A 21,705-nucleotide genomic window follows, 5' to 3' on the forward strand; every position below is an offset into this window, starting at 1 on the left:
CGATCCTGTCCTTGATCAGGTCGTCATAGAAGCGAACCCTTTCGCCATTCTGAGTAACGACGTCGACATTGGGGAAATAGTCCTTTCCCCAACGCGAACTCTTGGCCTCCGGTCCGCCTGGACTGAACAGGAGGATCGCAGTTATCGCCGCGACGGCGACCAACCATCGTTTCATATGGATCTCCAAACAGCAGGCAGGCCGGCGCGGAGCGCGCGCCAGGCTGACGCAACGAGGATAAACGTCTCTCTGGTTGGCCGGCGCGGCCAACCCTTTACGGCGTGACCATGCCTGAGAGCTGCGCTGCCTGAACCGGCTGACTGTCTCTCCAACCCTTGGGCGCACCTTCCGGCATGATCTCCGGAGTCGTGAAAACAACGCCGTCCGGGGTGGGATTAGGGGTCGGGGTCACGGCAGTTTGCGGCGAGCCGGCCACTCCGGTCAGCAACTGGATGCGCGCCAGCATGGCGAAGTCCTCATGAATGGTGTTGTGACAATGGTTGACGTAGGATCCTCCGAACTCACCAAACTGTACCTGGAAGGTGACGCTGCCGTTTTCACCCAGCCGCCAGACATCTTTTCGCTGGAAAGCCTCGGTCGCTTCGAGCTTTAGCCCTTTGCGCGAAATGGTGACGCCCTCCTCGAAGTGGAGGTGAATCGGATGATCCCAGCCGCCGCCGCCGTTCCGATAGGTCCAGTGCTCGACCTCGCCCGCCTTCGGGACCAGCAGGGAAATTCGGTTGGCATTCATGGAATGCGACGTTTCGCCATTGATACGAATGGTCCAGGGGAAATTGACGTATTCACCGCAATCGGGAACGCACCCGTCCGGCCCACGGGAATCGCCTTCTCCTGATCTGCCGAACTCGACGACCCGGGTGCGTACTGGCGTTACGATCGGTATCTGTTCGGTCAGTTGCAGCGGAACGCGGCTGACGTCCGGGTCGGTGGCACGGTGGATGACGCCGGGCACATCGACGCTTTCGACGGCACCAACCACCCGGAACTCAAGCATCGGCCCGACGACCGGGTCCTTGGTGTCGCCCTTGATCGCCTTGACCAGGCTGAGTTCCTCCTTGGGCCCGCGCCCATCGTCATGGCGGACCTGATTGACGACCCGTATCCGGTCGCCCACCCGGAAACCGGAAAAGTCGACGACGATATCGTACCGCTCTCCCATGCCTTGGACGGGGAGGGAGGTCAGGGTCAGGGGTGTGACAACAAGGTTCCCGTCATTGGCGATGAACTTGATCGGCACGGGATTGCCCTTGGCATCCGCCAGCGCGAGCTTCAGGAAGCGCGACATGCAGGCGTTGAGGATGCGGAAGCGATATTTTCGCGGCAGGACTTCGAAGAATGGCGCATAGCCGAAATTGACCAACGGCACGTCGCCGACCATTCCGTCCGTATCGAAAATATCGAAGAAGAGCTGCCCCGACGCGTCGCATACACAATCGGAAAAGACCAGGTTGACGTCGAAGTCGATGTTGCCCCAACCCAGAAGCTTGCCGCTGGGCAGTCGCAGATTGACGCCGTCCGCAAGCTCTTCGTTGCCGCGGTCAGGGCCGCTGTAATAGTTGATCGCACCCAGATTGCCCTTATAGACGTTTTCCGCCGTGAAGAAGAAACGGTGGTCGTGCGCCCACAACGATCCCTGCAGTTCGCGGAAGTCTCCCGGCACGTTGACGAGGCCGGTGCTGTCGTCCGGGCCTGACGCCCGCCGATCTGTGGCCTGGGTGTTGATCTTGTCGCGTCGGGCAAGCGTGGTGCTCCAGCGGTAATCGTAGAACGTGCCTGGGAAGTGGTGCACATTCGCCGCGCCGTCGCTTTCCGCGCCATTGTGCGCATTGTGGAAGTGAAGCTGGGTCTCGTTGCGGCCGAAGCCGTTGTTCTGTGCCCGGTTGGCGGGTAGGTCATTGTAGATCCGCGTGATGATGGGTTCGCCGTAGCGACCCTTGATCAGGAACGGAGGCAGATTGCATTCGCCGGTCCTGCCGCCACCATAACACCAGACGCTGTCTGGCTGCTGCAGCGGGAAGTGGTCGTGGAAGTATCCACCCCCGCCTTGCGCAATTTGTCCGAGCCTCATGATGTAACCCACTTTGGGGAAGTACTCGTCCCAGCGCTGATGCGCGAAGATCTCTCCCGGAGGGCGCCCTTCGATCGGACCACGGTAGGTCCGCGGATTGATGAATTGCCTGTTTGTCGGATCGGCCGAAAAGTCGGTGTGATAGGACAGTCGCTTCGCCGGCCGTTCAGCCAGATGTGCAGGAAACGCCGCATGACCCTGCGACGTGCGCGTCATCGGCACGGGGTTGAGCAGGTGCAGACGATACATGGGTTGTGAGAACTTCTTGACGCCGAAAAGCGGTGTGCGCGGCGCCCCGGTGGGTACCGCCGCATAGGCGCTCTTCGCAAAGGGACTGAGCCCGTTTTTCATCGCGAGCATTCCGCTCGCGGTGAAGATGCCCCATCGCAACAGCTCGCGACGTGTCACCTGTTCCTGGTTGATCGCTCTTGCAATCTCGGCACGGTTTTCCCGTGCGAGCTGCGCTTCTCTTTGTCGCGCCCGCGACGCATCGTTGGAGATGTACATTTAATCCGCCCCTATAAAATGTAGCCCATGGTCCTCCGATTTGGATTTCAACAAAATAATACGCCCCGACACTTGTGATCACAATGATTAGAGCAGACTTTAGTCTTATGAATATTCCGACTTAGATCGAACGATTTGTTCCAGTCTGCCGGTTTTCCAATGTTTCTCTGTTGAGGATATCCGACATTCTCTTATAATTACCTTGGGCTTAGTATTCGATCCGGCCTTATCGCCAAGGTTGAGTCTTTGTCGGCATACAGAACTCCGATGGTGGTGAATGGTTATGCCGAGCTTTCGGTATCGGGCTATCGACCAGTCCGGACACATACTAGAGGGCTATCTGGACGCGGCTTCAAGCAGCATGATGATGACTGAGTTGGAGCGCAGATCGCTTCTGCCGATAGACATAGAAGAGGTGAGCCGATCCACCTCCGCACGGCACGCCCCTATCCTCACGGGCAGTGGGCCTTCATACGAAGATGTAACGGCGCTGACCGAGGATCTCGCGGCCCTGCTTTCCGGCAGCGTTGCCTTGGATCGGGCTCTTCAGATCATCTATCAATCGACCAAACGCCGGGCGCTTTCCGGCATCGTCTATTCGATGTGGGAAGTGATATCGAAAGGGCACAGTCTTGGCGAGGCGATTGCCGCTTACCCCAAGGCCTTCCCGAGAACCTACGTCAAAATGGTGGAGGTCGCGGAAGTCGCCGGCAATCTCGACGCAACCCTGCAGGTGATTGCTCAGGACCGGCGGCGTCAGAGTGAACTCAACCGTCGGCTGGCCGCAGCACTTGCCTATCCCTGCCTTCTGCTGCTTGCCGCGATCGGCGTGTTCTTCTTTGTGCTCATCGTCGTGGTTCCACAGTTCGATCAAGCTCTTGTCGAAACGGGCAACGCGTCGCGCGGATCGGAACCTTTGGTGTTCACGCTGTCACGCATTGCCGTCGGACACAGGACATTTTTGGCGTTCGCAGGAGTGGCTCTGGCCGGCGCCGGCATCATCGGAGCCCGCAGCGACAAGGTAAAAGCGGCCTTGATCTCCCTGCTTCGCCACATCCCTGGGTTCGACACCCTGCTCATGCAGCAGCGCGCCGTCGTCTTCTGTTCGACGCTTGCGATGCTGAGCAGAAGCGGCGTCGACCTTCCGACTGCACTCCGGCTTATCCGAGATCTCATGCGGGATACGAGCTCCGCCAACCTCGTAGCGGGAGTTCTCGCTGACGTCCGCGACGGGAGCCGCCTTACCGATGCGCTCACGCGCACTGACTTTCTGCCTGCCTACGGCCTGCAGATGATGCGCGTCGGCGAAACAATCGGAGAGGCCGACAAGGCGGCATGGCGGGTCGCAACCTACTATGAAACGAAACTCGACCGATCGATCGCGCGCGCCACCGCGATAGCGGGTCCGATCGTGCTGTTGGCAATCAGCGCCTTCATCGCCTGGATCATCGTCTCGGTGATCACCGCCTTGCTCAGTCTGAACGAATTGCTGCTGTGACCCCGATGAAAACACTCCGTCGCACGACCCCACCCAAACGTAACGCCTGCCGACAGAGGCACGACGAGGGAGAAGGCGGATTTACGCTGCTCGAGTTGCTGGTTGTTCTGATCATCCTCAGCCTCGTCGCCGGCATCGCCGCGCCGCGGGTGCTCGGATATCTCTCCGAAGCGCGTGTCCGCGCGGCAAAGCTCCAGATCGAGGCTCTCACCTCGGCGTTCGATCTCTTCTATCTCGACGTGGCGCGCTACCCGACCGAACGGGAGGGCCTGGATGCGCTGGTGGACGGTGCTTCGATCAAGCGCTGGAAAGGTCCCTACATCCAGCAGGCATCCGTGCCGCTCGATCCGTGGGGTAACCCGTATCAATATCGGATCAGTGACAAGGGGAGGCCGCAGATCATCTCTTATGGCGCCGACGGCGTCGAGGGGGGCGCCGATGGTGCGGCCGACATCGCCATCCAGCAATGACGCGGCATACGACAGCGGATTTGCGTTGCTCGAGATCCTGGCTGCGCTCGTCATCGTAGCGCTTGTAGCGGCAATGTCGTTTCCATTCCTGACGCGGGCGAGCCGCGCCATCGGCCTGAAGGTACGCACAGCCGAGATCGCCGCACTTTTGCGGCACGGCAGGAACACGGCGATGGAACAGGGACGACCGATCCTGTGTTCCGTCGACCCGCAACGCAGGACGGTTTCCTCGGGGGCTTCGGGTCGACAGGTGGTTTTGCCCGAAGGAACGACGATGAGGATCGTGAGTTCCGGCCGTCTGCGATCGGCCGATCGTCTTGGGTTTGTCTTTCTGGAGGATGGGCGCGCGCTCGGCGGCGTATTGAGCATTACGGGGAGCAACCTGACTTATCGCATAACGGTCAACCCGCTGACGTCAGGCGTCATGCTGTCGGAGATTGACTGAGGATGCCTCGATGATCCCGCTCGTTGTCCAACCCAATAGACCCGAAGACGAGCGCCGTTCCGACGCGGGGTTCACCCTGTTGGAGGTTCTGGTTGCCGTCGCAATCCTTGCGGCCGTGGTCTCGGTCGTTCCTCGCAGTCTTGTATCCGCCCGGACGTCGATCGGCCACTCCCGTGCCTGGCTGGAGGCGAGACTGGTCGCCGAAGAAGTTTTGGCGGGGGAGCTACGAAGCGGTCGCATGCGGCCGGGAACTTTTTCGGGCGTGTTGCGGGGACACCGATGGCGCGTGGTTGTCGCGCCAGCTGCGGTCGCCGACGCGCCGCCGAGCAACGGTCGCGTGCTGCTTGAAGCAAGGCTTAACGTCGAGGTCTCCGCGTCGCGCGTCCTAGCTGTTGACCGTCTTTTGGTCGGAGGCGGCCAATGAACAGTGTCCGCGCACGGAAAGACGAAGGCTTCGCACTCCTTGAGGCGCTGGTCGTGCTGATGCTAACCGCGCTGGTCCTGCACGCACTCATACTCACGGTTTCGCTCGTAACACGGTCGTCCGCCGCCGCTTCGCAAGGTGCAGCCACGCTTGAAGAGCTTGCGACCGGCCTTGCCGCAATGCGAAGGGATTTTGCGCAGATCGCTGCAGTCAAGACGGGAACGGAAGCGAATGCGCCGCTCCTGTTCTACGGCAGCGGCGAGGCGCTCGGGTTCGCCACGCGAACCGATCCGCAGCTTGAGCCGGATCAGTTGGTGTGGATTGCGGTGAGGTCCAGGCCGCCAGCACTCTTGAGGTCGTCGGCGATACGGGTTCCCGGGCAGGTGACCTTCGAACGAGCCCGAGCATCCGCACCGATCGCGATATTCGAAGGGGCGTGGCGTTGGCGCTTTTCCTTCGCCGAAACGACTGAGCGCGGAACCATCTGGACTGGATCCTGGATTGGGCAGCCGAAGCTCCCCGACATTGTTCGGCTGGAGATCTGGGACAGGTCTGACGAACGGCGGCAACCGCTGACGCTGATGATGTCGCCGCACGTCGACTCGCCGTCGGCCTGTCGCGACGGAGAATCGTGCGCGGGAGGTGGCAATGCGACGCGATGACGGATTTGCCACGCTCGCCGTTCTTGTTGTCAGCGGTCTGCTCGCAGCGATCGTGTCGATGCTGGTGCTGTTGTCGAGGCCGGCGCTTGTGTTGACGAAGCTCGGCGCCGACGACCTCGTGATGGAGAACCTTATGGAGAGCGGCGTTGCAGCGGCCGGGTATCTTCTCTTCCTTGCGGATGTCGACGCCGCATCGGTGGACGGCAGGACAATTCGCCTGCCGAGCGGTAGCGTCATCTTGCATGTTTCGGCGGAGGCCGGACGGGTCGATCTCAATGCGTCACCACGCGAATTGCTGGAGGGTGTATTCAAGGCGGCAGGAGGGCAGTCGCTTTCACCCAGGTCGTTCGCCGCCCGGGTCGTCGACTGGCGTGACGAGGACGATGAAAGAACGACGGGCGGCGCCGAGCGGACGGACTATTTGGCAAGCGATGCAATCGGTCTCCCGGCCAATGTCGCGTTCCAGTCCGTAAACGAGTTGCGCTTCGTTCGTGGTTTGAGCGAAGCCGACTATGTGCGTCTTCAACCGTTTGTCACTGTCTACAACCGCACGGGCCTGCTCTATCCAGCTGCAACCTCACGCCGTGTCTTGATGGCGATACCCGAGATGAGCAATGCGGATGCCTCCGCCTTGAGATCTGTTGAAGCGCCTGGTGCAGAAGGTGAAGATGGCGAACTGCGAGAGCTGTCGCAGCGGTACGACAGCTTCGTCACGCTGGAGGCACCAAAAGTGTATCGGCTTGACGTCGTTGTTCGCAGCGAAAGTGGCAGAACAAGTGCTGCTCACGTCATCATAGCGGATGCCGAAGACGAAGCGAAAGGCTATGCTGTGTACGACTGGGCGCCTGCTGGTCGGGGGGCCCGTTGATGGCGGGGCGGAATGGATGAGTGCTCTTGGCGCATACTTCAAGCGCGCGATGGCGGTACTTCTCGACGAGATGACGTCGTGGCAGGCGACGATGGGTATCCCGCGCACAGCGCGCGGGACATTTCTTCTTGTCGATGAAGGGACGAAGCTTGCCTGCTATCGCGTCGGCCGCTCCCGACCCGCGCACAAGGCAGATGGTAAGCGCGCCGACCTGCGCGACGGGTGGCTGAACAAGATAGTCGGTACACGCCCGGTTGAGCTGCGTCTGGCGGGTGACGGAGTTGTGGTGCGTTCCTTGCGGCTGCCCGCGGCGAGCCGTGGCCACATCGAGGCAATCATCCGCCATCAGGTCGAGCAGATCATGCCGTGGCCGTCAGAGAAGATGGTGTACGACTACGACATCCAGGAGAGCGAGGCCGCCCGGTTTTCAGGCCAGTTCGACGTGCGGCTTGTCGCGACGTCGCTGACCGCGGTGCGCAGCGCAATCGAGCCCTTCCAGTCCGTCGGCATTACCCCCGTCGTTGTGGGGCTTGCGTCGGACCCGTCGGATCGCCCAAGCGCGATCAATCTTTTGCCGGGCGCCAAGGCGGCGGTGCGCGCGAGGCGACGGCACAACGCCCTGGTTTGCCTTAGCCTGCTCGCAGCCGCCGGTGTGGCCCTGCTGGCCTGCGCTGGCTGGAGCGTCAATCACGCTGTCGCCGAAACGGCCCGTATCGAGGCGTCTCTTGCAAGCCTCCGTGGCGCCGTCGAGACGGCTCGCAAGGAGGCGGAAGCGACGAACGATCCCGGGCTCGACGTGGCGCGTAAATGGGACGCCGTTCCCATGGTCTTGCTGCTGGAAGAGCTCTCCAGCCGCGTTCCGGACACCACTTACCTTACGGCTCTCGACGTGGAGGACCGTAATGTCCGCGTTACAGGGCTTTCCACAAACGCTGCCGATTTGATCAGCCTGCTCGAAGGTTCAGATATGTTGGAGGGCGCCGGTTTTTCCGCGCCGATCGTTCGCGACAACGACAGCAAACTGGAGCGGTTCGAGATCCTGGCGCATCTCTCGGAAAAGGGCCGGCCATGAGCGCATCAAGCGCCAGCGCGCGACGTGTCACGGCAGCAACGGTTGCTGCGCTTTCCTGTCTGGTGGTGCTGCCGGTCCTGACGGCTGCGTGGAGTGCGACTGTCGTGTCTCGTCTTGGCGAGCAGAGCAGGAACGACACGGCCCTGGCTGAAACACTCAAATCCAGGCTATCTGCGCTTGGCGGCGGCGCGGGAAGCGAAGGCGACAGCACGAGCGCACGCGTCTATTTGCAGGGAAACACGCCCGCGATCGCCGGCGCCGAGCTTCAGAGGCTCGTCACTGATATCATCGGCCAGAACGGTGCTGTGGTCTCGCAGTTCGAATTCGTCGCGTCCGAAGAGGACGACCCGGCCGGCGGCACCGTCGAAATGCGGATTCTATTCCACAGCACCATCGAACCTCTTCAGAAGATACTGTTCGCCACCGAGACCAATCCGACAGCGCTTGTCTTCAAATCCATCAATATCGAGAGCCTGGCGTCCGACGAAGAGGCGCTCCATGCATCACCGACATTGCGCGTTTTGGCGCTCGTCGAAGGCTATTGGCGGAGGGCTGAACGATGACGCGCCTTCCGGCTTCGCGCTTGTCGGTCATCGCCGTCGCCTTGCTTCTCGCAGGCACGGCGTCGTCCCAATCCCCATCATCCGACGAGGCTCCCTGGCTTCGAGGTGTGAGCCTCGACAGGCTGGAGGCAACGCGATTGCGTCCATTGTTCACGCCGGCGCGGCAGCCTCCCACCGTCTCCGAGACGGTGGACACGCCAGCGCCGGTTGCAGCCACGAACGTTGAGATCGTGCCGGACGCCCCGCCAGAGCTCAAGCTCGTCGGCATCATATCGACAGCAGACAGTCAGCAAGCCCTTCTGCAGGATGCCGCAAGTGGCCAGATTCATCGCCTCAAGGACGGCGAGAAATTTCAGAACTGGAACCTCTCGATTGTCGACAGCCGCACCGTCGCCTTCGAGCAGAGCGGGCGTAGCCGGGACTACAAGATGTTTCTGCCCCTTCAATGATCAGACCGTCACGCGCAGAACCTCTTCGATCGAGGTGACGCCACGCCGGTATTTCGAGAGCCCATCTTCCAGCATGGTTGTCATGCCTGCCTGGACGGCGACGGTCTGAATCTTCTGAGGATCGGCATCCTTGCGGATCAAAGCGGTAATCTCGCTGTCGACGGGCAGGACCTCAAATATTCCAACGCGTCCGCGATAGCCGCTGTCGCCGCAATAGGAGCAACCGACCGCGCGAAAGCATGTGTCACCGGGGCGTTTGATAAAGCGCTGGCGCGCCGCAGATGTCGACGCGGCGGGCGCCATGTCCTCGATCGGCGCCTTGCAACGCTCGCACAATTTTCTGACCAGGCGCTGAGCAATGACGCAACGCAGTGCGGATGCCAGAAGGAATGTTTCGACGCCCAGATCCATCAACCTTATGATGGCGTCTGCCGCGCTATTGGTGTGCAGGGTCGTTAGAACCAGATGGCCAGTCAATGCTGCCTGAAGACTGATCGAGGCGGTTTCGCTGTCGCGCATCTCACCCACCATCATGACGTCGGGGTCCTGACGAAGGAACGATCGCATCGCATTGGCAAATGTCAGGTTTATCGATGGCTTGACCTGAGTTTGGCTGACCCCCGCCATCTGATACTCGATCGGATCTTCGATCGTCATGATCTTGCGTTCGGGGCTGTTCAGAGTGGACAATGCAGCGGTCAGGGTGGTCGTCTTGCCGCAGCCGGTCGGGCCGGCCACGACAACGAGGCCATGAGGCTCGGCCAGTTGCGTATGAAGAACGGAGTAATCACGCGACGACATGCCCAGGCGAGAAAGATCAAGGGCTTCGGCGCCTTTGACGAGGATGCGCACGACCAGCGCTTCTCCGTGCAACGTCGGCATTGTCGCCACCCGGAAGTCAGCGCGCGTCGAGTTGATCAGGATACGTGCGCGCCCGTCCTGCGGCAGCCTGCGTTCGGCAATATTCAAGCCTGCCAGGATCTTGATACGCGAGATGACGCCGCGCGCAATCTCGTTTGAAAGCGGCTGCATCGTGCGCAGCATCCCATCGACGCGCATCCTCAGCCTTACGCCGTCAGGTTGAGGTTCGATGTGAAGGTCCGTCGCCGATAGACTGAGCGCTGTTTCGAGCAATTGATCCACGGCCCGAACGATCGGCGCGCCGCTGGCGATATCGTGGAGGCGATCGAGATCCTCCTCGTTCCGATCGCCAGCAACAGGCGACGTCGAGCGCTCTGTGTTTGCGTCCTTGGCCGGTTCCCTCGAAAGCATGCGCTCGAAGAGCATCGCCATTTCCTCGAACGTCGCGATCCGCAACTCCACCTGACGGCCAAGTGCCGCCAAGGCAGCGTCGATCGCGTCGTTTCGACTGGGATCGGCAACGACGAGCAAACGAGCCTCACCTTCGAGCGCCGGCATCGCCCATGCGGCACGAAGGAACCGCGCCGACAAATCTTCAGTCAATTCCGGACGAAATTCGACGCGGTTGAATGCTGCGCGATTGAGGTTGTGAAAATCGGCAATCGCATCGGCGAGCAGCTCCCCGGACAACAGCCCGGTCTCCCAAAGGACGGTGTAGTTCGAGGGCGCTTCCACAAGAAGCCGTTCCAGGGACAGCCTCTCTGCCGGGCCGACCAGGTCCTCTTTCGTCAATAGATAGCGAATGAAATGCGTTACAATCGTTGCCGTATTCATCCGTCCCGCCGCAGTACACTACAGCAAAGCCCCACTCACTCGACCGCCACTTTGACGGCTTGTCGACATCGAAGGCAGATACATGCCGGCCCCTGGGATCTTAAGCGGTTATCCCCAAGAACCGCGATACCAGAAGTGGATTAGCTGCCGATAATAATAGTGATCCGTTACAGAAATGCTAGGCTTCGACATGAGTGAGGCAAGAATCAGTCGTGACAACATGAGCACTAGCGGGACAGTCCTTCGGACGGCTTTGTTTTTCGGCATCTGTCTGCTTTCCCCCGGCTGCCTCGCTCCTGAAGAAGGCCGATTGGGGAACGACGTCGACTCGATCCTGGGTTCGGTGACAAGCGCGGACCTGCAGGCGCGCTCACTCAGAAATGGCAGCAATTCTACGCTCGGCTACTCGTCCGCGGGATCGGCTGGTGCCCGCCAGCCAGCGATATACTCGTCCACGCGCCTCGGCGTTGTCGCCGCTCCAGCCGGAGCGGATGGTGCGGCCGGTGATAGCGTCAATCTGAATTTCCAGGGGGCTGAGCTCCGCGACGTCGTGCAAGCCATCCTCGGCGAGACGCTTGGTCTGACCTATACGATCGACCCGAAGGTAACCGGGACGGTGACACTGTCGACCGCTCGGCCGGTCCCTCGTGACGATCTCGTGTCCATTCTTGAATCGATGCTCGAAATGAATGGTGCCGATCTCGTTAAGCGCGGCAATGCCTTTCAGATCGTCGAGGCCGGATCTTCGATCGCCGGTCAGGTCAGCACGAAAGGTCGCCCGACCGGCTTCGGCATCACGGTCGTACCGCTGAGATATGTGTCGGCGCAGGCGCTTTCGCGGCTCGTGGACGGTTTTGGCGCGCGTCCAGGGACGCTGCGGATTGACACCACGCGCAACGCTATCCTGATCGCCGGCAGCGGGCCCGACCGCGAAGCGGCGCTGGAGACGGTCACGGCATTCGACGTCGACTGGATGAGGGATCAGTCGGTGGCGGTCCTGCCGCTCCAGCACGCACGCCCCGAAGCCGTCATTCCCGAACTCGAGCGCATTTTCGCCAGCAAGGGCAGCAATGGCGACAGCGTCATACAGTTCATGTCGATGCCGAGATTGCGTGCCGTTCTGGCGGTCTCACAGAACAAGGCACTCACGGAACGCGCTCTCACCTGGGTCCGCCGTCTTGACCGAGAGAACCCAGACCTCGGACAAAGCGTTCATGTCTATCGCGTCAAATATCGTGACGCGACGAAGATCGCAGAACTTCTGCAGCGTCTGTTTGCAGCCAACGAAGAGACGGAAACCGCCGACCAACAGGCCGCTCCCGATGAAGCGGCCGCACAGGAGCCGGCAGCCAGCGACGAGGACGTCGTGGACATCGACCCGGCGCGCTTCGGCGGTTCGTTGCAGCCAGAGCTCGGCGCCGAGCCGGTTCGCATCCGCTCGGATCCATCCAACAACTCGATCGTGATCTACGGCGACCTCGAGATGCGCAAGCGCGTGCTTGCCGCTCTGACACGGATCGACGTTCCCCAACTCCAGGTCGCCATCAGTGTCACGATGGCGGAGGTTCGGCTCACCGACGAACTGCGCTTCGGCGTCCAGTATTTCGTGAAGAGCAAATCGGTTGGTCTGGGCACCGACGAGGGATCGTTCGGTCTCTTCAAAACGCTTGCCGACAACATTGCCCGTGAGGTGCCCGGCTTCAATTTCGTCCTGGGCGCGAACAGCAGTCCGGATGTGATCATCAGCGCGCTCGATAAGATCACGGATGTGCAGATCCTGTCGTCGCCGTCGCTTGTAGTGCTTGAAAACGAGGTGGCACGTTTCCAGGTGGGCGATCAGATCCCGATCATCACGCGTACCGTCGTGCCGGTCGAAACCGCCGACGCCCCGGTCAGCAACCAGGTCGAGTACCGGGACACGGGCATCATCATGAACGTGCGCCCGAGGATCGCCGAAAACGGCGTGGTGGCGATGCGGATCGACCAGGAAATATCGAACGCCGCTTCGGGCGACAACAGCCTGACGCCGGTCATCTCCAACAGAAGCATTTCGAGCTCGGTATCGGTTCTTGACGGACAGACAGTGCTACTCGGCGGCTTGATCAGCGAAACGCAGGAGCGCGGCAAGGATGGTATTCCCTTCCTCAGTCGCCTGAAGCATGTCGGCAGCCTGTTCGGCAGCAAGAACCGGTCGAACGCGCGGACCGAGCTGCTGATCATGATCAGGCCGATGGTCATCCGCGATTCACGCGATGCACAGAGCGTTGCAGAGGAATTGCAGGCGCGGATGTGGGGCATGGGTTCGCGGGCGTTGAAGTAGTGCAGCTGTCCAAACGCATCGACCCGGATCTGCTTCCTGTCTTTGCCGCGACCATGGCTGCCCTCGTGATTGGTCTCGCGACCCTGCAGTGCGCGCGAACATTGTTGTTGATGTTGCTTGCTGCCTGCGTGACACGCATCGCCCTTCAGGATTGGCGAAGCCTTAGGGTTTCCAATTTTATGAATGGCACGGTCGCCGCCATCGGTATCGCGGCATGGCTCGCCGGCATCGATCCCGCGCGAGTTGACGCGTCGCGCACTTTTCTCGAGATCGCACGCGATGTGACATTGACTGGCGGCGCGCTCCTATTGGTACGAGCGCTTTACTTCAGGCTTCGTGGCATTGAGGGACTCGGGCTGGGTGACATCAAGCTCGGCGCTGCCGCCGGTATTTGGATCGGTTGGGAAAATTTCGCATTGGCTGTCTTTGGCGCAGCGTTGGGCGCCCTGTTGTTCGTGTTGGTTTCGACGATGAAGCACGGGCATTGGCCGGCAGGACGCCGCATACCCTTCGCCTCGTTTTTAGCCCCGGCAGTTTGGGGCACATGGTACCTAGCCCAGCAACTTGTTGCCAGTTGAACATATTGAAGAGCAGCGTGGCGGCACATCGCACCGCCCGATCTCAACATCCTAGAGCCAGCCGGACTTCTTGAAGCGCCAATAAAGGATGGCGCAGAGAGTGGCGATGACGCCGAGAACGGCAAAATAGCCATAGCGCGTCCCAAGTTCGGGCATGTGTTCGAAGTTCATCCCATAGATACCAGCAATCGCGGTCGGCACAGCGAGGATCGCCGCCCATGCCGCAAGCTGTCTTGTGATTGTGCCCTGGCGTTGTTGCTCGAGCAGGTTCGAGGCTTCGAAGACGGACGTCATTATTTCGCGAAGGCCGCTGACCAGCCCCTCCACACGCTTGATATGGTCATGGACGTCCTTGAAGAACGGCTTTGCATTGTCGTCGATGCAGGGCAGGTCGAGGTGGCTCAGCTTTCCCACCACTTCGCCCATCGGACCGAGCACGCGCTGGAACCGGATGACGTGACGGCGCATACGGAAGACGCGCCTGATCTGCTCGGGCTGCAGGAAGGACATGAGGACGTGCTTCTCAAGCTCGAGTATTTTGTCCTCAAGGGTCTCAACCATAGGCAGGTAGCCGTCGACAACGAAATCGATGATGCCGTGGAGCACATAGTCGGGTCCGTGCTCAAGGAGCTGCGGCGACTGCTCGAGTTGCTGGCGCAGTTCCTGGTGAGAACGGGCCGATCCATGGCGGACAGAGATCAGATGGCGCTTCCCCACGAAGATGCAGGTTTCCCCGTAGGCTATCTTCTCACCTTCGAGGTGGGCCGTCTTGATGACGACGAAGAGTTGATTGCCGTAGATGTCGACCTTGGGCACCTGCATGCCGTTGAGAGCGTCCTCCACCGCGAGAGGATGAAGGCCGAACATTACCTGGAGATTGGCCATCTCGTCCGCAGTGGGATCGGTCACCCCGATCCAGATGAACTCACCGTCCCGGGCGTCGACGGGCGTCGCGACAAGCGGCACCTCGTCTGCACGTTTGCCGGCTCGATACAAATAGGAGGCGACGACTGTCATTTAGATTTTCCGAAGATGGTTCGATCGCGTGTCGGATGACGCGGCGGACAAAGGTCCGCCGTGGGCCGAGGATCAAATCGTGACCTGTTCGCCGATCTCGACGACCCGGTTGGCGGGAAGCTTGAAATACGACGACGGATCGATACCGAGCCCCGCGAGCGCGATATAGAGATGATCCTGCCAACGGGGCAGACCCGAGTTCGGATCGCTGATAAGGGTTCTGCGGCCGAGATAGAACGAGGTCTGCATGATCTCGAACTTGAATCCTGCCTTCTTGCAAAGCGAGAGCGCCTTGGAAACGTTGGGTTCGTCCATGAAGCCGAAGCAGAGTTCCAGCCTTGCAAACCTGTCCGAAAGTTTTGTCAGCGTCACCCGGTCTTCCTGCGCAACGTAAGGATGTTCGGACGTGCGGACAGTCAGGATGACATTGTGCTCGTGAAGGACGTGATTGTGTTTGATGTTGTGCAGAAGGACTGCCGGCGTTTTGTCGCCTACGCTCGTCAAGAAGATCGCCGTCCCACGGACCGTCTGGGGAGCATGTGTCGATTTCTCTATGGAACGGATGAACGTCTCCAGCGGTATATCGTGGCGCGCCGTCTTTTCACGAAGCATTCTGGATCCACGGGTCCAAGTCCACATGATGAGCATGATGGCAAGTGCCAGCGCCACCGGTACCCAACCGCCGTCATGGATCTTGAGCAGGTTGGCGACCAGGAAAACGCTCTCGATGACCAGCAGCGGCAAAAGCAGCATCCCCGCCACAAGCGTGGAGTATCCCCAGACGGAGCGCAGAAACTGGAAAGCCATAACCGTTGTCACGACCATCGCGCCGGTGACCGAGATGCCATAGGCGGTGGCCAGCGATTCCGAATCTCCGAAGGAGAAGATCAGCACGATCACGCCGACAAACAGCATGACGTTCACGGCGGGCACGTAGATTTGCCCGGTATTGGTCTCGGAGGTGAACTTGATCAGCAGGCGCGGCAGGAAGCCCAGATGGACCGCCTGTCGTGCGAGCGAGAACGCGCCCGTGATGACGGCCTGGCTGGCGATGATGGTTGCCATGGTGGCGAGAATCACCATCGGCAAAAGGGCCCAGTCCGGATAGAGCAGGAAGAATGGGTTTGCCATCGCCTCAGGATGGCTAAGCACCAGCGCGCCCTGGCCGAGGTAATTGAGCGCCAATGCGGGGAAAACGAGCGAGAACCAGGCTGTGCTGATCGGCTTGCGCCCGAAATGTCCGAGGTCGGCATAGAGCGCTTCCGCTCCCGTGACCGTCAGGAACACGGCGCCGAGCACGATCAGGCCCGCCCAGCCCGCATGGGTGATGAACCAGAGGGCGTTGATCGGATTGAGCGCTTCGAGGATTGTCCAGTCGTCGCCAATGTGGATCAGGCCGCCCCATGCCATGGCGAGAAACCACACGACCGTGATGGGCCCGAAGAATTTTGCGACCGCCTGGGTGCCTTTCGACTGGACGGCGAAAAGCGCGACCATGATGGCGGCGGACAGCGGCAGCACGTAGCCGGAGAAGGCGGGAGTGACCAGCTTCATGCCTTCGAGCGCCGACATGACGGACAGGGCAGGGGTGATCATGGCGTCACCGATGAACAGTGCCGCCCCGATTAGTCCCGCGAAGAAGAGAACGGGCATGAAGCTGCCCGTCTTCTTCATCAGGAGGGCGAGAAGCGATAGCGTTCCGCCTTCGCCGTCGTTGTCGGCGCGCAACAAGAAGAGCACGTATTTGAACGTGACGATGATCGTCAGCGTCCAGACCATGAGCGAGATAAGGCCGATGACCTCATTATGATGCACGCCATCAGCCGAAAACGGCCGCAGCGCCTCGCGAAACGCGTAGAGCGGGCTCGTTCCGATGTCGCCATAGACAACACCGACGCAGCCGAGGAGGAGGACAAGAAAGTCACGCTTCTCCGAGTGGGGTTCGGAACCTACGTTACGCAAGGCAGTCATGGGGTCTCCGGCAACTCGGCGGCTGTGTCGTGGAGGGAGTATATGGTGCAATGCGCAAATGCTGGCAATCTGTGTTGTGCGCTCTAGCAACAACAGATGATATCCTCGCTATTGCAGAAGAAGGACGGCGCCTAGCCGGACCTATTGGAGACGATCGCAGCACCCATGGCGCGCCGGCTGATCAAAAGCTATGTTTATGAACCTTGCATGGGTGCCGGAAGAATGCCCTTCAGGATCGTCTCGGTGATCGTTATCGCCGCCGTCTCGTAATCCTCTGCTTTCAGACGTGCCTTCTTCAGGCCGTCGGCGGCGATCGGCTCGAAATCGGCATAGTATTGCGTCGATGCCCAGAGCATGATGAACAGGTGGCGTGGATCGACTGGCAGCATCTTTCCAGCCGCAATCCATCCCTCCACGACAGCCACATGTGCATCCGTGACCTGGCGCATATGATCGCGATCCTTCTTCTTCAGGAACCGGGCACCCTGGATGATCTCGCTGGCAAACAGCCGGGATTCCGCGGTGTTCTTGCGCGTGTAGTCGAGCTTGGCCCTGATATAGAGGCGGAAGGCCTCGGCCGGCTCGCGCTCGGGCGAGATGTATTTCAGCGCGTCGTCCCAACTGGCGATAAGGTGCGCGACGATGGCCCTGTAGATCTCCTCCTTGGAGGAGAAGTAGTAATAGACGTTGGCCTTGGGCAGGCCCGAGGCTTCGGCGATCTCGGCGATGCGGGTGCCGTCGAAGCCTTTGCGCGCGAAGATCTCGATCCCGGCCTTGATGATGAGGCGCATATTGCGCTCGCGGATGCGTTCCTCCGGATCTCGTGCTGCCTTTGCCATGCGATCTCGCCTCCATCTCGCCGCCGCTCCCTACCAGACAATCATGCGTGGCGGCGAGGCCGTTTGCGCAATTTCCGAGTTTTCCGGCGAAATGCAAGCGCTCGCCATTTTCATAAAACCTGACGATACGGTCAAAAAAACCTGACGGTTCGGTCATTTTTTATCCTCAGGAAAGTTGACACTTTGGTCAGCTTTTGTCTAGTCTCCTTTCAACGAGTTGGAGGGGCGGTGTGATGCCGGCACGACTGAGAGAGGCAATGGCGGAAACGCTGGCCGGCTGGGAGGCCGATCTGCCGCAGGCCTGGCAGGATGCGCTCGGGCCCATTGGCGACGATTTCGACCGGGTCGATGCCGGCCTCACTTTCGAGGCCTGGGAGCCGATCTTCCCGGCGCGTCGTGGCAGGATCTTTCCTGGTCAACCGAAAGGCGCGCATGCGCTTGCGGCCTTCGATGGAATTGCGCCTGACGGCGTACGCTGCCTGATCCTCGGCCAGGACCCTTATCCGGAGCCGGGTTTTGCAACTGGTCGCGCCTTCGAGGCAGGCAATCTCGCCGCCTGGACCGAGCTGGACAAGATGTTCTCGAAGAGCATCCGCGCCTATATGCAGCTCATCGCCGCCGCGCGTCTTGGCGACGAGAGTTTGAGTGAGGACTTCGGCCGTTGGCCGGATGTCCGGCAGCTTTTGTGTGATCCTTCAGGATCGTTCGAGGGCCCAAGCGCGATCGCCGACCGCTGGGTGGGCGAGGGCGTGCTGCTCCTCAACGCATCGCTGACGCTCTCGCGCTTTCGCGTCGACATCGACCCGCACCAGTCGCGCGGACATCTGCCGTTCTGGCGGCCGTTGATGTTGCGCGTCATCGAGATGCTGCTGTCGCGGGGCGAGCCGATCGTCTTTCTCGGCTTCGGTGCGGCCGCAAGCGATATCTTCGCCGAAACCGGTATCCGCGAGGGCCGCAACGGCAACGTCGCCTGCGTCGAGCGCGAGCATCCGGCGTTCGCCGACAAGGTGCTCGGCCGGGAAAACCCCTTCCTTCTCTGCAATCTCTACCTGGAGGCGATGGGCGCTCGTCCCATCGCATGGTGAACCATGGCGTCTAGCCCGGAATATGATTTCATCATCGTCGGTGCCGGTTCGGCCGGCTGCGTTCTTGCCAACCGCTTGTCGAAGAGCCCTGAAAACCGCGTGCTTTTGATTGAGGCCGGTGGCAAGGACCGCAATCCGCTGTTCCGGCTGCCGATGCTGATGGGCAAGCTCTTCCACTCGGGCATCTACAACTGGCACTATCACACGGAGCCCGAGCCCTATCTCAACGGCCGCTCGCTCTATTGGCCGCGCGGCAAGGTTCTGGGCGGCACCTCGACCATCAACGGCATGATTTACGTGCGCGGCAATCGCCACGACTATGACCGCTGGGCACAACTTGGCCTGCCTGGCTGGTCCTACGACGACGTGCTGCCGGCGTTCCGGCGCTCGGAAACGCATATCGAGCGCAAGGACGCGTTTCACAGCACCGATGGCGAGCTCACCGTCTGCCGTGCCCGTGGCCACAATCCGCTGATGGACGTGTTCTGCGAGGCGGGCCTGCAGGCCGGCTATCCAGCGAATGATGACTTCAATGGCGCCACCCAGGAAGGGTTCGGCCGCTACGATTTCACCATTCGCAAAGGCAAGCGCTGGTCCACATCCTGGGCGTTCCTGCGCCCGGCGCTCGGTCGCAAGAACCTGACCGTGCTGACAGGTGCCGAGACGACGCGTCTCATCATCGAAGGTGGCCGGGCCTGCGGCGTCGGCTACCTGAAGGACGGCAGGGCGGGGATCGCGCGGGCAGGGCGCGAAGTGATCCTGTCAGCGGGCGTCGTCAATTCGCCGAAGGCGCTGCTGCTGTCCGGTATCGGACCGGCGGACGAGTTAAGCGCGCTTGGCATCAAGCCTCTGCTCGACCTTCCCGGGGTCGGCAAGAACCTCCAGGACCACGTCGACTGCGTCATGAGCTGGGAATGCCGTGAACCGGTCACGCTGTTCGGTGACCTGCGCGCCGACAAGCTCATTCCCGCCGTCGCGCAAGGCATGCTGTTCGGGGAGGGCATCACGACAACCTTCCCCTACGAGGCAGGCGCCTTCGTCCGCTCGAACGACGGCCTGGTCTCGCCCGATATCCAGCTGCATTTCATGCCGGCGCTGGAAAAGACAGCCAACTTGCATTTCCCCAATCCCTTCGCCAAGAAGCGGGCGGTGGAGGCGGATCACGGCTTCACCATCCGCGTCGGCCCCGTCAATCCGGCGAGCCGCGGCGAGATCACGCTGCGGTCGGCGAACCCGACAGACAAGCCGAGGATTCAGGCGAATTACCTGCAGTCCGATTTCGACATCCGCACGATGATCGACGGCATCCGGCTGACGCGCGACATCGTCGGCCAGAAGGCATTCGACCGCTATCGCGGCAAGGAACTGGCGCCCGGTCCGGAAGCGCTCGACGATGCCGGGCTGACCCGCTGGCTGCGCGCCACGGCGATGACGACGTTCCATCCTGTTGGCACAGCCAAGATGGGCAACGACCCCATGGCAGTGGTGGATGCGCAGCTCAAGGTCCACGGCATCGAAGGGTTGCGCGTCGCCGACGCCTCGATCATGCCGATCATCGCCAGCGGCAACACCAACGCGCCCGCCATCATGATCGGCGAGAAATGCGCCGAACTGATCCTGAACAGCTAAGGAAGTGATCCGATGATCCTCGAACACCGCACCTACACGTTCAAGCCCGGCACGGTCGACAAGTGGATGAAGAAATACGAGGCCGACGGCCTTCCGGTGCAGAAGCGCCACCTCAACAAATTCGTCGGTCTCTATGTCTCGGAGCTCGGGACGCTCCACACCACTGTTCTGATGTGGGCCTATGACAGCCTTGCCGACCGCGAGGCGCGCCGGTCGGCCATGTACGCCGATCCGGATTGGCAAAAATTCATCTCCGAAGTCTGGGCGCTCGATGCGATCCAGAAGCAGGAGGTGATGATCATGAACCCCGCCGCCTATTCACCGCCCCTTTGAGACGACCGGGCGCGCGCCGGTATTGCCCGCGCACGTCGGAATACGCATGACACAAGACAATCAACAAAAGAGGGAACGATCATGACTGACAAGGCTTCACAACACATCATGCATCGCCGCACATTCCTGCAGGCAAGCGCGGGCGCAGCAGCGCTCGGCTTTGCCGCAAGCATCATGCCGGAATTTGCGCGTGCATCGGGCGGGCTGGTCGCGCTGGTTCACACGCAGGCGGCCGGCGACAACGGTCCGGTCGATCAGATGATTGCCAAGCTCAAGCAATTGTCGGAAGAAAAGGGCTTTGAACACCGCGCCATCTATGCGCAGGATCCCGCGACCTACGAGACCATCTACCGCACGCTCGGCGACGCCGGTGCCCAGATCATCATCTCCACCTTCAACGAAGTGGCCGAGCCCTTCAAGGCGCTGGCACCGTCCTACCCCAACACCAAGTGGATCCAGCTGTTCGCCGACCCCTTCGAGCCGGCGATCCCGAACGTGGTGACGGTATCCTATGACTATTATCTCGGCTGCTATCTCTCCGGCGTCTTTGCCGCGAAGATGACGACAACAGGCAAGACCGGGTTCATCGGCGGCGTTTCAATCCCGCCGCTCAACGCCGATTTCAATGCCTTCAAGGCTGGCGTGCACTCGATCAAGCCGGATGCCAGCGTCGTTGCCGCCTTCGCCGGCTCGTTCCAGGATCCTGCAAAGGGTCAGGAAATCGCCACCCAGATGTACAATGACGGCATCGACTACATCCAGACGGATGCCGCTGCCACCGATGGCGGCATCATTGCCGCCGCCAACGAAAAGGAAGGCCGCATGGTGAGCTGCCTTGCGCCGGGACAGTACGCACTCGGCCCGAAATCGCTCATCTCCATCGTCGGTCTCGATTTCGGTGTTTCGCTCTACAACGAGGCAGGCAAGGCCGTCGGTTCCGATTGGAAGGGCGGCACGCATGAGCATACTGGCCTTGGCACCGGCGTCATCGACTTCATACTTTCGCCCGTCTTTGCCGAACAGGGACCGGCTGAACTGAACGCCAGGGCGAAAGAGGCGCTTGTTGAGGTCGAAAAGGCGCGTGCCGGTATTCTGGATGGGTCCATCAAGGTTCCGTTCAACACCACGCTCTGAGCCACTGGAGCATCCCGCTTTGAAGCGGAATCGCTAAAGGCGGATAAGATGCTCTAGAA

The 21,705-nt window shown here is 60.8% G+C and carries 20 protein-coding genes; 15 read left to right on the plus strand and 5 right to left on the minus strand.

Annotated elements, in window-relative coordinates; genetic code table 11:
* Nucleotides 1-272: 272 nt before the first annotated feature.
* Nucleotides 273-2,594: a multicopper oxidase family protein gene (locus LPJGGPFB_RS32215; RefSeq protein ID WP_173423985.1), complete on the minus strand. Its 2,322-nt coding sequence runs from the start codon at nt 2,592-2,594 to the stop codon at nt 273-275.
* Between the two features lie 367 nt (nt 2,595-2,961).
* On the opposite strand from LPJGGPFB_RS32215, the gene LPJGGPFB_RS32220 reads away from it, so the two are divergent.
* Genes LPJGGPFB_RS32220 through LPJGGPFB_RS32260 form a run of 9 tightly spaced genes read left to right on the plus strand, consistent with a single transcriptional unit; the run spans nt 2,962 to nt 9,045 of the window.
* Complete coding sequence (locus LPJGGPFB_RS32220; protein WP_234903176.1) at nt 2,962-4,092, plus strand: type II secretion system F family protein; 1,131 nt, start codon at nt 2,962-2,964, stop codon at nt 4,090-4,092.
* A gap of 5 nt (nt 4,093-4,097) precedes the next feature.
* Nucleotides 4,098-4,562 carry a type II secretion system major pseudopilin GspG gene (gene gspG, locus LPJGGPFB_RS32225; protein WP_173423987.1) on the plus strand — a complete coding sequence of 155 codons (465 nt, stop codon included), beginning with the start codon at nt 4,098-4,100 and terminating at the stop codon, nt 4,560-4,562.
* A complete protein-coding gene (locus LPJGGPFB_RS32230) occupies nt 4,531-5,007 on the plus strand; it encodes a prepilin-type N-terminal cleavage/methylation domain-containing protein (RefSeq protein ID WP_173423988.1) in 477 nt (158 codons plus the stop codon). Before gspG ends, LPJGGPFB_RS32230 begins: the two co-directional genes overlap by 32 nt.
* A 10-nt stretch (nt 5,008-5,017) precedes the next feature.
* The gene (locus LPJGGPFB_RS32235) at nt 5,018-5,431 is read left to right on the plus strand and encodes a prepilin-type N-terminal cleavage/methylation domain-containing protein (protein ID WP_173423989.1); all 414 of its coding nucleotides are present in this window, start codon (nt 5,018-5,020) and stop codon (nt 5,429-5,431) included.
* Nucleotides 5,428-6,093: a PulJ/GspJ family protein gene (locus LPJGGPFB_RS32240; protein WP_173423990.1), complete on the plus strand. Its 666-nt coding sequence runs from the start codon at nt 5,428-5,430 to the stop codon at nt 6,091-6,093. The genes LPJGGPFB_RS32235 and LPJGGPFB_RS32240 overlap by 4 nt, the downstream gene beginning before the upstream one ends.
* A gap of 58 nt (nt 6,094-6,151) precedes the next feature.
* The gene (locus tag LPJGGPFB_RS32245) at nt 6,152-6,961 is read left to right on the plus strand and encodes a type II secretion system minor pseudopilin (RefSeq protein WP_234903177.1); all 810 of its coding nucleotides are present in this window, start codon (nt 6,152-6,154) and stop codon (nt 6,959-6,961) included.
* A gap of 16 nt (nt 6,962-6,977) precedes the next feature.
* On the plus strand, nt 6,978-8,033 hold the full coding sequence (locus LPJGGPFB_RS32250) for a PilN domain-containing protein (protein WP_173423992.1): 1,056 nt from the start codon (nt 6,978-6,980) through the stop codon (nt 8,031-8,033).
* Nucleotides 8,030-8,596: a type II secretion system protein GspM gene (gene gspM, locus LPJGGPFB_RS32255; RefSeq protein ID WP_173423993.1), complete on the plus strand. Its 567-nt coding sequence runs from the start codon at nt 8,030-8,032 to the stop codon at nt 8,594-8,596. Before LPJGGPFB_RS32250 ends, gspM begins: the two co-directional genes overlap by 4 nt.
* Nucleotides 8,593-9,045, plus strand: a complete 453-nt coding sequence (locus tag LPJGGPFB_RS32260; protein ID WP_173423994.1) for a hypothetical protein — start codon at nt 8,593-8,595, stop codon at nt 9,043-9,045. The genes gspM and LPJGGPFB_RS32260 overlap by 4 nt, the downstream gene beginning before the upstream one ends.
* Here the strand turns inward: LPJGGPFB_RS32260 and LPJGGPFB_RS32265 are convergent, their stop codons facing one another.
* Complete coding sequence (locus tag LPJGGPFB_RS32265; protein WP_173423995.1) at nt 9,046-10,740, minus strand: GspE/PulE family protein; 1,695 nt, start codon at nt 10,738-10,740, stop codon at nt 9,046-9,048.
* A gap of 310 nt (nt 10,741-11,050) precedes the next feature.
* Between LPJGGPFB_RS32265 and gspD the strand changes: the two genes are divergently transcribed.
* Nucleotides 11,051-13,060: a type II secretion system secretin GspD gene (gspD, locus tag LPJGGPFB_RS32270; protein WP_234903178.1), complete on the plus strand. Its 2,010-nt coding sequence runs from the start codon at nt 11,051-11,053 to the stop codon at nt 13,058-13,060.
* Nucleotides 13,060-13,638, plus strand: coding sequence for an A24 family peptidase (locus LPJGGPFB_RS32275; RefSeq protein WP_327795834.1), 579 nt, complete (start codon nt 13,060-13,062; stop codon nt 13,636-13,638). Before gspD ends, LPJGGPFB_RS32275 begins: the two co-directional genes overlap by 1 nt.
* A 51-nt stretch (nt 13,639-13,689) precedes the next feature.
* Here the strand turns inward: LPJGGPFB_RS32275 and LPJGGPFB_RS32280 are convergent, their stop codons facing one another.
* The 3 genes from LPJGGPFB_RS32280 to LPJGGPFB_RS32290 all read right to left on the minus strand — a co-directional run bounded on the left by LPJGGPFB_RS32280 (nt 13,690) and on the right by LPJGGPFB_RS32290 (nt 17,465).
* The gene (locus LPJGGPFB_RS32280; protein WP_173423996.1) at nt 13,690-14,655 is read right to left on the minus strand and encodes a magnesium and cobalt transport protein CorA; all 966 of its coding nucleotides are present in this window, start codon (nt 14,653-14,655) and stop codon (nt 13,690-13,692) included.
* Between the two features lie 72 nt (nt 14,656-14,727).
* Nucleotides 14,728-16,626 carry a potassium transporter Kup gene (locus LPJGGPFB_RS32285; RefSeq protein WP_173423997.1) on the minus strand — a complete coding sequence of 633 codons (1,899 nt, stop codon included), beginning with the start codon at nt 16,624-16,626 and terminating at the stop codon, nt 14,728-14,730.
* A 194-nt stretch (nt 16,627-16,820) separates the two neighbouring features.
* Nucleotides 16,821-17,465, minus strand: coding sequence for a TetR family transcriptional regulator C-terminal domain-containing protein (locus LPJGGPFB_RS32290; RefSeq protein WP_173423998.1), 645 nt, complete (start codon nt 17,463-17,465; stop codon nt 16,821-16,823).
* Nucleotides 17,466-17,722: 257 nt separating this feature from the next.
* Between LPJGGPFB_RS32290 and LPJGGPFB_RS32295 the strand changes: the two genes are divergently transcribed.
* From LPJGGPFB_RS32295 to LPJGGPFB_RS32310, 4 genes are all read left to right on the plus strand, one after another.
* Nucleotides 17,723-18,550 carry a uracil-DNA glycosylase family protein gene (locus LPJGGPFB_RS32295; RefSeq protein ID WP_173423999.1) on the plus strand — a complete coding sequence of 276 codons (828 nt, stop codon included), beginning with the start codon at nt 17,723-17,725 and terminating at the stop codon, nt 18,548-18,550.
* A gap of 3 nt (nt 18,551-18,553) precedes the next feature.
* Complete coding sequence (locus LPJGGPFB_RS32300; protein WP_173424000.1) at nt 18,554-20,179, plus strand: GMC family oxidoreductase; 1,626 nt, start codon at nt 18,554-18,556, stop codon at nt 20,177-20,179.
* A gap of 12 nt (nt 20,180-20,191) precedes the next feature.
* Nucleotides 20,192-20,512, plus strand: coding sequence for an NIPSNAP family protein (locus LPJGGPFB_RS32305; protein ID WP_173424001.1), 321 nt, complete (start codon nt 20,192-20,194; stop codon nt 20,510-20,512).
* A 108-nt stretch (nt 20,513-20,620) separates the two neighbouring features.
* Nucleotides 20,621-21,646 carry a BMP family ABC transporter substrate-binding protein gene (locus LPJGGPFB_RS32310; protein ID WP_173424043.1) on the plus strand — a complete coding sequence of 342 codons (1,026 nt, stop codon included), beginning with the start codon at nt 20,621-20,623 and terminating at the stop codon, nt 21,644-21,646.
* Nucleotides 21,647-21,705 lie beyond the last annotated feature (59 nt).

Origin of the sequence: Ensifer adhaerens (assembly GCF_013283195.1) — a bacterium.
Taxonomy (GTDB): domain Bacteria; phylum Pseudomonadota; class Alphaproteobacteria; order Rhizobiales; family Rhizobiaceae; genus Ensifer; species Ensifer adhaerens_G.